This window comes from Aeromonas cavernicola, from assembly GCF_002795305.1.
Classification (GTDB): Bacteria; Pseudomonadota; Gammaproteobacteria; order Enterobacterales; family Aeromonadaceae; genus Aeromonas; species Aeromonas cavernicola.
The window spans coordinates 1-1,835 of sequence record NZ_PGGC01000280.1; the positions used below are offsets into that span (position 1 = coordinate 1).

The 1,835-nt window shown below is 62.2% G+C and carries 1 protein-coding gene and 1 pseudogene; both read left to right on the top strand.

The features are described from left to right. Positions 1–475, top strand: a pseudogene (locus CUC53_RS18525) (anthranilate phosphoribosyltransferase); the annotation flags it as partial. Further along, positions 475–1,835: bifunctional indole-3-glycerol-phosphate synthase TrpC/phosphoribosylanthranilate isomerase TrpF (gene trpCF, locus CUC53_RS18530; protein WP_167386802.1), on the top strand; the 1,361-nt coding region annotated here is incomplete at its 3' end. The pseudogene CUC53_RS18525 and the gene trpCF, both read left to right, overlap by 1 nt.

Here is a 1,835-nt window from a genome sequence, read left to right on the forward strand (position 1 = left end):
CCCCACCTATCAGCTGATGGGGGTCTATGCCCCCGAGCTGGTGCGCCCCATCGCCGAAACCCTGCTGGCACTGGGCTTGCGTAACGGTATGGTGGTGCATGGCGCAGGGCTGGATGAGATTGCGATCCACGGCCCGACCCAGGTGGCTCAGATCCGTGATGGCGAGATCCGCGAATTTATGATCACCCCAGCCGATTTTGGCCTTGAGACCTATCCGGTCAGTGCCATCACCGGCGGTGAGCCCGACGAGAACCGCGCGATCACCGCTGCCATTCTGGCAGGGCAAGGCACCCCAGCCCATAACGCCGCCATTGCCGCCAACGTGGCGCCGCTGCTGCTGATGGCAGGCAAGGCCGCCGATTTCAAGAGCGCGGCGGCCGAGGTGCTGGCCGTGCTGGCCAGCGGCAAGGCGGCAGAACTCGCCGCCCGCCTCGCCAGCCTGAGCCATCAGGACGCGGGTCATCAGGAGGCATGATGGCAGCCACGACTCTGCACAGCAGTCATTCAGAACGCCCAACCGGCAATAACCCGCTTCGCAAGGATAACGAGATGTCAGATCTTATTGCTCACCATGCTTTTCTGAACATGGCCTCCATCAACCAGACCATTCTCGGCAAAATCGTGGCGGCCAAACAGGCGTGGGTCGCCGCCCGCAAGCTGGCCCAGCCGCTGGCGAGCTTCCAGAACGAATTGGTGCCCAGCGATCGGGATTTCGTCGGCGCACTCAAGGCGGGCTCCACCCGCTTTATTTTGGAGTGTAAGAAGGCTTCTCCCTCCAAGGGCTTAATTCGCAATGACTTCAGCCCAGAGGCGATCGCCGACATCTATGGCAAATACGCCACTGCTATCTCGGTGCTGACTGACGAGCAGTTCTTTCAGGGGGATTTCGCTTATCTAAGCCGGGTTCGCAGCCGCGTCCAGCAGCCGGTGCTGTGCAAGGATTTTATGATTGACCCCTATCAGGTCTATCTGGCCCGTCACTATCAGGCCGATGCCATCCTCTTGATGCTCTCGGTGCTCACCGACGAGGGCTATCGCGCCCTGTTCACGCTGGCCAAGGAGCTCGGCCTTGGGGTGCTGACCGAGGTGAGCAACGAAGAGGAGCTGACCCGTGCCATCGACCTAGGGGCACCGGTGATTGGCATCAACAACCGGGATCTGCGCGACTTGAGCGTCGATCTCAACCGCACCAAGCAGCTGGCAACCATCCTGTCACAAAAAGCGCCAAACGATCGGGTGGTGATCAGCGAATCCGGCATCAAGGATCGCACGCAGGTGGCTGAGTTACGCCCCTATGCCAAGGGCTTTTTAGTCGGGTCCTCCCTAATGGAAGAGGCGGATCTGGAGGCCGCAGTACGCAAGCTCGTTCTGGGCCAAAACAAGGTGTGTGGCCTGACCCGCGCCGCCGATGCCGCCGCCGCCCATCAGGCGGGCGCGGTGTTCGGTGGCCTGATTTTTGTAGCCAAAAGCCCCCGTTACGTGGATATTCCCGCCGCCCGTCTCGTGATGGCGGGCGCTCCGCTCTCCTATGTCGGGGTATTTCGCAACGCCCAGCCCGCCACCATCGCCAAGACGGTAGCCGCGCTCGGCCTTGCCGCCGTCCAGCTGCATGGGGATGAAGATGCCGCCTACATTGAGGGGCTGCGCCCGCTGCTATCGGCTGGCTGCCAGATCTGGAAAGCCATAGGCGTCTCTCTTGGCAAAGAAAGCGGCGAGCCGCTGCCCGCCCTCGACTATCCAGCCGATCGCCTGCTGCTGGATACTGTCGTGAAAACGGCGGTCGGCAGCCAGAGCGGCGGCACCGGTCAGGCGTTTGACTGGGCCCTGCTGGCCAC